An 8194-nucleotide genomic window follows, 5' to 3' on the forward strand; every position below is an offset into this window, starting at 1 on the left:
TTGCCGATGTGCCGGGCCTGGCTGAGGTGCCGGAAGGCGGCGGGTGCCTCGCGGATGTCGAATGCGGTGACCGGTAGCGGCTGCAGCACCCCCGAAGCGAACAGCCGGCCCAGCTCGCCGAGCATCTCAGCGACCAGGTCCGGTCCGGCGTCGACCATGTCGAACGCCTGATACTCCACCCCCGGATGGTCCGCCGCGACCACCTGCCGATCACGGACGTCGGTCTTGCCCATCTCCAGGAAGTGACCGCCGCGCGGCAGCAGCCGCAGCGAGGCGTCGACGAACTCGCGGGCCAGGCAGTCGAGCACGACATCCATGCCCGCGCCGCCGGTGGCGTCCAGGAACTGCCGCTCGAAGTCGAGCGTGCGGCTGTTGCCGATCCGGTCGTCGCCGACGCCCTGGCCCCGCAGCGTCTCCCACTTCGGTGTGCTGGCGGTCGCGTAGACCTCGGCGCCGAGGTGCCGGGCCAGCTGCACCGCGGCCGTGCCGACGCCGCCGGTCGCCGCGTGGATCAGGATCCGCTCGCCGGGCCGCAGCACGGTCAGCCGGGTCAACGCGTAACAGGCGGTCAGGAAGACGATCGGGGCGGCGGCGGCCTGCGCGAAACTCCATCCCTGCGGCACCGGTGCGACCAGCCGCCGGTCGGTCACCGCGGACGGCCCCATGGCGCCGGTGAACAGGCCCATGACGCGCTGGCCGGGGGTGATGGTGGTGACGTCGTCGGCGACTTCGGTGACGATGCCGGCTGCTTCGCCGCCGATGACGGCGGTGCCGGGGTACATGTCGAGGGCGATGAGGACGTCGCGGAAGTTGAGTCCGGCGGCGCGGACTGCGATGCGCACCTGGCCGGGTGCGAGGGGTTCGGTGAGTTCCGGTGCGGGCAGCAGGGCCAGGTTCTCCAGCGTCCCGGCCGCGGTCACGCCGAGCCTCCACGGGCCGTCCGGCGCGGCCAGCACCGGCGAGTCGGTCGTGCGGGCCAGGCGCGGCGCGTAGGCCACCCCGTCGCGGACGGCCAGCTGAGGCTCACCGGTGACCAGCAGCGGCACGACGTCCGCTCCGCCGTCCACCAGCACGAACCGGCCGGGGTGCTCTGACTGCGCGACCCGCACCAGGCCCCAGACCGCGGCTTGCGCCGGATCCGCGACCCGGTCGCCGGGCTGTGCTGCGACCGCGTGCCGGGTGCGCAGCACCAACGTCGTGCCGGCCAGCCGGTCGTCGGCCAGCCAGCGGCGGATCAGCTCCAGCGTCCAGCCGGCCGGGCCGTGATCGGCGCCGGTCCCGCCGGCCGGCACCGGCGCGACCACCGTTGCCGGTGCCTCCTGACCGGCGTCGAGGGCGGCGAACAGCGCATCGGCATCCGGGTGATCCCCGGCGCCGAGCACCACCGGGCCGGGCTCGTCCGGCTCGTCCGGCTCGCCCGCCGGCCGCACGGGAGCCCAGCGCACCTCGAAGAGTGAGCCGTCCGTGCGCGGACCGGCCGCGGCGAGCTGGTCCGCCGAGACCGCCCGCAGCGACAGCGACTCGATCGACGCGACCGGGGCTCCGGACGTGTCGGCAACCTGCACGGAGACCGCGTCGCCGCTGGGCGCCGGTGCCAGCCGGACCCGCAGGCGGGTGGCGCCGCCCGCGTGCAGCGTCACGCCGGACCAGGCGAACGGCAACCGGATCGCCGGGTCCGCCGCGTCCCGGGCGACGGCGCCGAGCACCATGCCGTGCAGGGCCGCGTCGAGCAGCGCCGGGTGCACGCCGAACCCGTCCGCGTCCGCGTCACCGGGCAGCCGCACGTCCGCGTAGACGATGTCGCCGTCGCGCCACGCCGCCCGCACCCCCTGGAAGGCCGGGCCGTAGTCGAGGCCGGCGGCGGCCAGCTCGGGGTAGAGCCGGGACACGTCCACCGGCGCGGCGCCCTCCGGTGGCCACTGCCCGGACAGCTCCTCCGCCGCGGCATCGGCGGGTTCCGATCCGGCCGGTCGCAGCATGCCGCTCGCGTGCCGTACCCACGGTGCCTGATCGTCGGCGGCCGGGCGGGAATGGACGGCGACCGTCCGGCTGCCCCGCTCGTCCGGGGCGCCGACCGCGGTCTGGAGCTGGACGGCGCCGCGTGGGTCGAGGACCAGCGGGGCCTCCAGGAGGAGCTCCTCGATGCCGGCGGACCCGGCCTGCGCGGCGGCGTGCAACGCCAGGTCCACGAAGGCGGTGGCGGGCAGCAGCACCGTGCCGTGCACGGCGTGGCCGGCCAGCCAGGGGTGACTCTTCAGGCTCAGATGGCCGGTGAACACCCAGCCGTCCTCGCCGGCCAGCGGCAGCGCCGCCCCGAGCAGCGGGTGGGTGGTGCCGCCGAGGCCCAGGCTGCCGGCGTTGCCGGAACGGCCCTGCACCCAGTAGGGCTGGCGTTGGAAGGGGTACGTCGGCAGGTCGGTGTGCCGTCCGGTGGGGGTGGTGGTGGTCCAGGTCGTTTCCCGGCCTGCGGCGTGCAGCATGGCGTGGGCGTGGTCGCCGAGGTGTGCGCTGGTGATGGTGGCGGTGGTGTCGTCGGGCAGGCAGCCTCGGGTGAGGGTGCTGAGGGTGTTGTCCGGTCCGAGTTCGAGGTAGGTGGTGACGCCGGCGTTGTGCAGTGTGGTGATCATGTCGCGGTAGCGGACGGCTTCGCGGATGTGTCGGGTCCAGTATTCGGGGCTGGAGAGTTCCTCGTCGGTGGCGATGTTGCCGGTCTGGTTGGAAATGACGGGGGTGGTGGCGGGGTGGTAGGTGACGGTGGCGGCGATGGCCTTGAATTCGTCGAGGATCGCGTCCATGTGCGGGGAATGGAACGCGTGAGACGTGGTGAGCTTCTTCGTGCGTCGTCCGAGCACGGCCAAGTGCCCGGCTACCCGGGTGACGGCTTCGGTGTCGCCGGAGATGACGGTGCTGGTCGGTGAGTTGATCCCGGCGAAGCTGACCAGGGCGGGCTTGAGCATTGGTGCGAGTTCGGCTTCGGTAGCTTCGACGGCGATCATGGTGCCGCCGGGTGTGGCGGCGTTCATGAGCCTTCCGCGGGCGGTGACGAGCAGTGCGGCGTCAGCGAGGGTGAGGACTCCGGCGAGGTGTGCGGCGGACAGTTCGCCGATGGAGTGTCCGGTGAGGTAGTCGGGGGTGATGCCCCAACTCAACGCCAGGGCGTGCAGGCCGACGTGGACGGCGAACAACGCGGGCTGTGCGTAGCGGGTTTCGTGGATCAGTGCGGGGTCGGCCAGCACGTCGCGGAGGGGCCGGTCGAGGTGCTTGTCGAGTTCGACACAGGCGGCATCGAATGCGGCGGTGAAGGCCGGCTGGTCGATCGTCATGTCGGGGCGTTGGCTGCCCTGCCCGGTGCACAGGAATGCGGTTTTCCCGGCGGGTCGTGTGGTGCCGCGTACCAGGGACGGGTGTTGATCATCTGTTGCGAGGGCTTCGAGCGCCGCCTGGTGGTTGTCGAGGATGACGGCGCGGTGAGCGTGCTGCGGCCGGCGGGCAAGGGTGTAGGCGACGTCGTCGCCGGCCAGCTCCGGCGTGCCGCCGAGGTGAGTGGCGAGGCGCCTGGCCTGATCGGTCAGCGCGGCCGGTGTCTTGGCGGACAGCAGCCAGGGCACCGGTGTTCCGGCGGGTTCCGGTGCTTCTTCGATGATGGGCGCTTCTTCGAGGATCAGGTGGGCGTTGGTGCCGCTGATGCCGAACGACGAGACACCCGCCCGGCGCGGGTGGCCGTTGCGTTCCCACGGCCGCGCCTCGGTGAGCAGGGCAATGTTTCCGGTCGCCCAATCGACGTGCGGGGACGGGGTGTCGACGTGCAGCGTCTTCGGGAGAAGATCGTTGCGCATGGCCTGGACCATCTTGATCACGCCTCCGACGCCCGCGGCGGCCTGGGCGTGGCCGATGTTCGACTTGATCGAACCCAGCCACAGTGGCCGGTCGGCGGGCCGGTCCTGGCCGTAGGTGGCGAGCAGAGCCTGGGCTTCGATGGGGTCGCCGAGGGTGGTGCCGGTGCCGTGTGCCTCGACGGCGTCCACATCGGAGGGTGTGAGGCGGGCGTTGGCGAGGGCCTGGCGGATGACGCGTTGCTGGGACGGTCCGTTGGGGGCGGTGAGGCCGTTGCTGGCACCGTCCTGGTTGACCGCGGAACCGCGGATCACGGCAAGGACGGGGTGGCCGTTGCGTTGGGCGTCGGAGAGGCGCTCCAGGATGAGCATGCCGGCGCCTTCGCCCCAGCCGACGCCGTCGGCCGCGGCGGCGAAGGATTTGCAGCGCCCGTCCGGCGCGAGTCCACGCTGCCGGCTGAACTCGGTGAACAGGCCCGGCGTCGCCATGACCGTGGCGCCGCCGGCGAGGGCCAGGTCGCACTCGCCGCCGCGCAGGGCCTGACCGGCGAGGTGCATGGCGACCAGTGATGAGGAGCAGGCGGTGTCGACGGTGACGGCGGGGCCCTCGAGGCCGAACGTGTAGGCGATCCGGCCCGACGCGACGCTCGCGGAGCTGCCGGTCACGACGTAGCCCTCGACGCTTTCCAGGCCCTGCATCAACCGGACCATGTAGTCCTGGCCGGTGGCGCCCATGAAGACGCCGGTCGCGCTGCCGCGCAGCGACTCCGGGTCGATGCCCGCCTCCTCGAACACCTCCCACGCCGTCTCCAGCAGCAGCCGCTGCTGTGGGTCCATCGCGAGGGCCTCCCGCGGGCTGATCCCGAAGAAGTCCGCGTCGAACCGGTTCGCCTCGTAGAGGAACCCGCCCTCGCGCACGTAGGACTTGCCGGAGGCGTCCGGGTCCGGGTCGTAGAGCTCGTCGGTGTCCCAGCCGGGCCGGGCCGGGAACTCGCCGACCGCGTCACCGCCGGCCGCGACCAGCCGCCACAGCTCCGAGGCCGACCCGACCCCACTGGGATAACGGCAGCTCATCGCCACGATCGCGATCGGCTCGTTGTCCCGCGACTCCAGCTCCCGCAGCCGCCGGTTCGCCTGCCGCAGATCGGCCGTCGCACGCCGCAGATAGTCGCGGAGCTTCTCGTCGGTACGCGCCGGGTCGGTCGTCGGGGTCGTCGCGGCCACATTGTCGGCAGACATCACAGGTGCTCCGGATCTCGTCGTCGGTGCAGTCGTCGTCGGGTGGTCGGTGGTGGTCAGCGAGTCCGGTCCTCGGCGTGGGCCAGTGCCATCTGCACGAGGTCGTCGACGTCGGCGGCGTCGATGTCGTCCTCGCGGTCGCCGCCCGGCCCGCCGGACGCCTCGTCCGGCTGGTGCTCCAGGCCCAGCACCAGCTCGAGCAGACCGGCCGCCCGGAACCGGGCCAGCGGGATCGCTGCGATCCGTTCGCGCAGCACGGTCTCCGCGTCCCGTTCGGCGGGTGCGCCCTCCTGGGCCTCCGCCTCCTGGCGCAGCTGGGTGGCGAGTCCGGCCGGGGTCGGGTAGTCGAACAGCGTGGTGGCCGGCAGGCGCAACCCGGTCGCCGTGGCCAGCCGGTTGCGCAGTTCGACGGCGGTGAGCGAGTCGAAGCCCATCTCGAGGAAGCCCCGCTCGACATCGATGGCCGACGGGTCCCCGTGCGCGAGCACGGCGGCGATCTCGGCCCGGACGAGGTCCAGCACCAACCGGTCCCGCGCCGGACCGGCCAGCCCGGCCAGCCGCTGTCCCAGCGGCACCGATGCGGCGGCCGCTCGCCGGGCCGGGACCCGGATCAGACCGCGGAGCACGGCCGGAACGAACCCGCCGGCCGCACCGGCCGCCAGGTCGAACCGGGCCGCCACCAGGGCCGGCGGCCCGCCGGCCAGGGCCGAGTCGAGCACCGCGAGCCCCTGCTCCGCGGAGAGCGGAAGCAGGCCACCGCGAGCCGCCCGGCCTGCCTCGGCGTCCCCGCCCATGCCGCCGTCGGCCGCCCAGAGCCCCCATGCCAGGGAGACGGCGGGCAGTCCGTGCGCCCGGCGATGGGTGGCGAGCGCATCCAGGTAGGCATTCGCGGCCGCGTAGTTCGCCTGGCCCGGACTACCCAGCACACCGGCGACCGAGGAGTAGAGCACGAACGCGGCGAGCGGCCGGTCCGCGGTCAGCTCGTGCAGGTGGTGGGCGGCGTCGAGCTTCGGCGCCAGCACCGCGTTCAGGCGGTCCGGCGTGAGGGACTGGATCACGCCGTCGTCGAGGACGCCGGCCGTGTGGAACACCGCGGTCAGCGGGTGCCGGCCGGGCACCGACCGCAGCAGCGCGGCGACCTGGTCCCGGTCGGCGATGTCGCAGGCGACGACCTTGACCCGGGCGCCGGCGGCGCGCAGTTCGGCGCGCAGGGCCGCCGCGCCGGGTGCGTCCAGGCCCCGGCGGCTGGTCAGCAACAGCCGGGTCACGCCGTGCGTGCCGACGAGGTGGCGGGCGAGCAACGCCCCGAGGGCGCCGGTCCCGCCGGTGATCAGGACCGTGCCGTCGGGGTCGAGCACGGGGCCCGCGGTCGCGGGTGCTGCGGGCTCCGGCGCCAACCGGGGCACGAGCAGTCCGGCGGAGCGCAGGGCCAGCTGCGGCTCCGCTCCGGAGGCCGCGCGGGCGAGCAGCTCCGGCGCCCCGACAGCCGGGTCGGCCGGGTCGAGGTCCAGCAGGACGAAGCGGTCGGGGTGCTCGTTCTGCGCGGACCGGATCAGGCCCCAGACGGCCGCGCCGGGCAGGTCGGTGACGTCCGCGTCGGGCGTGACCGAGACCGCGCCCCGGGTCACGAACACCAGCCGGCTGCCGGCCAGCCGTTCGTCGGCCAGCCAGTCCCGCACCAGCCGCAGCGCCCACCGGACCGGCTCGTGGTCACCCGGATCGCGCCCGGCCGGCACCGAGGCCAGCACCGCGTCCGCGACCGGGACCGAGCCTGCCACCGAGGCCGGATCGGCGTAGCCGTCCGGTGTCGTCCCGAGGTGGGCGACGGTCGGTGCCGCGGTCGACGGGCCGGCCGGCGACCAGGCCAGCCGGTAGCGCAGGTTGTGCCCACCCGGGCGGGACGCGGCCAGCTGCGCCGCCGAGACCGGCCGGGTGGCCAGTGACCCGACCGACGCGACGGGCGCACCGGTCTCGTCGGCGATTGCCAGGGACACCGCGTCCGGACCGTCCGGGGTGAGCCGCACGCGGACCGTGCCGGCCCCGGCGGCATGCAACGCCACCCCACGCCACGCGAAGGGCAGCCGCAGCACCTGGTCGTCGCCGTCCGCCGCCGGGTGCAGGGCGGCGTCCAGCAGGGCCGGGTGCAGGCCGAAGCCCGCGGTGGCCGCCTCGGACGGCAGCTCCACCTCGGCGAGGAGCGCCTCGCCGGCGCGCCACACCGCCCGCAGACCCTGGAACGCCGGCCCGTAGTGCAGGCCGGACCGGCCGAGCCGGTCGTAGATCCCCGCCACGTCGACCGGGACGGCGCCGGGTGGGGGCCACGCACCGGCAGCGAACGACATCGGCGCGACGTCCGGGGCGGTCTCGGTCAGGGTGCCGGTCACGTGCTGGGTCCAGGCCGCACCGTGCGGTGCCTTCTCGTCCCGGGAGTGCACGGCCAGTGAACGGGTGCCGTCGTCCCCGGTGCCGTCGACGGTCACCCGCAGCTGCACGCCGCCCTGGTCGGGCAGCACCAGCGGCGCGTGGAGGGCGAGCTCGGCGACCCCGGCTGCGCCGACCTGGTCGGCGACGTGCAGGGCGAGGTCCGCGAAGGCCGCGCCGGGCAGCAGCACCAGGTCCTGCACGGCATGGTCGGCCAGCCAGGGCTGAGCCTGCAGTGAGATCCGGCCGGTGAAGACACGGCCGCCGTCCGGCAGTTCCACCTGCGCCTGCACCAGGGGGTGGCCGGTCGCGGCCTGGCCGAGGCCACCCGGGCTGTTGCGGGCCGCGGGCGGGTGCAGCCAGTAGGGCCGGCGCTGGAAGGGGTACGTCGGCAGCTCGGCGTGCCGGCCGGCGGCTGCCGTGCCGGACGTGGCCAGCTCGTATCCGTGGACGTGCAGCATTGCGAGCGCCCGGCTCGGTTCCACGGTGGGGACGACGGCCGACCCGTGCTCGTCGGGCAGGCAGGCAAGGGTGAGTGTGCTGAGGGTGTTGTCCGGTCCGAGTTCGACGTAGGTCGTGACGCCGGCGCCGTGCAGTGTGGTCACCATGTCGCGGTAGCGGACGGCTTCGCGGATGTGCCGGGTCCAGTAGGTCGGGTCCGCCAGCTGCTCGTCGGTGGCGATGTCGCCGGTCTGGTTGGA

At 74.1% G+C, this 8194-nt stretch carries 2 protein-coding genes; both read right to left on the reverse strand.

Features of this window, described 5'->3' with window-relative positions:
* Positions 1-5075 (reverse strand): beta-ketoacyl synthase N-terminal-like domain-containing protein (locus tag ACFPIJ_RS52100; protein ID WP_380126975.1); only part of this gene is annotated, 5075 nt, incomplete at its 3' end.
* A gap of 53 nt (positions 5076-5128) precedes the next feature.
* Positions 5129-8194: type I polyketide synthase (locus ACFPIJ_RS52105; protein WP_380126977.1), on the reverse strand; the 3066-nt coding region annotated here is incomplete at its 5' end.

The sequence above is a fragment of the Dactylosporangium cerinum genome, assembly GCF_042653625.1.
Lineage (GTDB): Bacteria > Actinomycetota > Actinomycetes > Mycobacteriales > Micromonosporaceae > Dactylosporangium > Dactylosporangium cerinum.